The 1,377-nt window shown below is 69.2% G+C and carries 1 protein-coding gene; it reads right to left on the reverse strand.

The window, feature by feature from the left end; all coding sequences use genetic code 11:
- On the reverse strand, positions 1 to 1,377 hold a 1,377-nt coding region (locus tag LPZ50_RS24845), incomplete at both ends, for an L-glutamate gamma-semialdehyde dehydrogenase (RefSeq protein ID WP_230665493.1).

Below are 1,377 nucleotides of genomic sequence, written 5' to 3' on the forward strand. Positions count from 1 at the left end.
GGCAATGCACAGCACCGCGCCACGCCCCTGCAGGCGATACGTATTCTGCTCACCCGTGGGCCCGGGCAACGCCAGCACGCGCGGCAGCGGTCCGCTGCCCTGCACACCCGGCGGCAAGCCGGCCGGCCGGGTTGCCAGCAGACGGTACAGATACAAGGGCCCGCCCGCCTTGGGGCCGGTGCCCGACAGGCCTTCTCCGCCAAAGGGCTGCACCCCCACGACGGCCCCCACGATGTTGCGGTTGACGTACATATTGCCCGCGTGCACGCGCTGTGTGACATGCCCGATGGTTTCGTCGATGCGGCTGTGCACGCCGAAAGTCAGGCCGTAGCCGGTGGCGTTGATCTGGTCCAGCACACGGTCGAGTTCGTCGCGCCGGTAACGCAGCACGTGCAGCACCGGGCCGAATACCTCGCGCGCCAGTTCGTCGACGCCGCCGATCTCGATCAGGGTGGGCGGCACGAAGGTGCCGTAACGGCACCTGCCATCGGTGTCGACCTGATCCACGCGGCGGCCCGCAGCCCGCATGGCATCGATATGCTTGATGATGTTGCCGCGCGCCTCGGCGTCGATCACCGGCCCCACGTCCGTGGCAAGCTGGTCGGGGTTGCCGACCCGCAGTTCCCGCAAGGCGCCGCGCAGCATATGCAGCACGTGGTCGGCGCTGTCCTCCTGCAGGCACAGCACGCGCAGGGCGGAACAGCGCTGGCCGGCGGAGTCGAATGCGGAGTTCAGTACGTCGAACACCACCTGTTCGGCCAGGGCCGACGAATCGACGATCATGGCGTTCTGGCCACCGGTCTCGGCGATCAGCGGAATGGTGTGGCCGTGGTCGTCCAGGCGGCCGGCCAATGTGCGCGAGATCAGGCGCGCGACATCGGTGGAACCCGTGAACATCACGCCGTCGACGGCCGGGCTGCCCACCAGTTGGGCACCCACGGTTTCACCGCGCCCTGGCAGCAACTGCACGGCGCCGGCGGGCACGCCCGCCTCGCGCAGGATCTGCACCGCCTGGGCGGCGATCAGGCAGGTCTGCTCGGCCGGCTTGGCAATTGCCGCGTTGCCCGCCACCAGCGCGGCCGAGACCTGGCCCGTGAAGATGGCCAGCGGGAAGTTCCACGGGCTGATGCACAGTACGGTGCCCAGGGGCCGATGAGTATCGTTGCCGAACTCCCGCTCGGCCTGGTCGGCGTAATAGCGCAGGAAATCCACGGCCTCGCGCACTTCGGCAATGGCGTTGGGCAAGGATTTTCCGGCCTCGCGCACGATCAGGCCCAGTAGCGGCTGCATGCGGTCTTCCAACAACTGCGCGGCGCGGCGCAGGCACTGGGCGCGCTCGCCCACCGGCGTGGCCTGCCAGATGGGCGCGGCGTTGGC

It is taken from the genome of Bordetella petrii (assembly GCF_020991325.1).
Taxonomy (GTDB): Bacteria; Pseudomonadota; Gammaproteobacteria; order Burkholderiales; family Burkholderiaceae_B; genus Bordetella_A; species Bordetella_A petrii_E.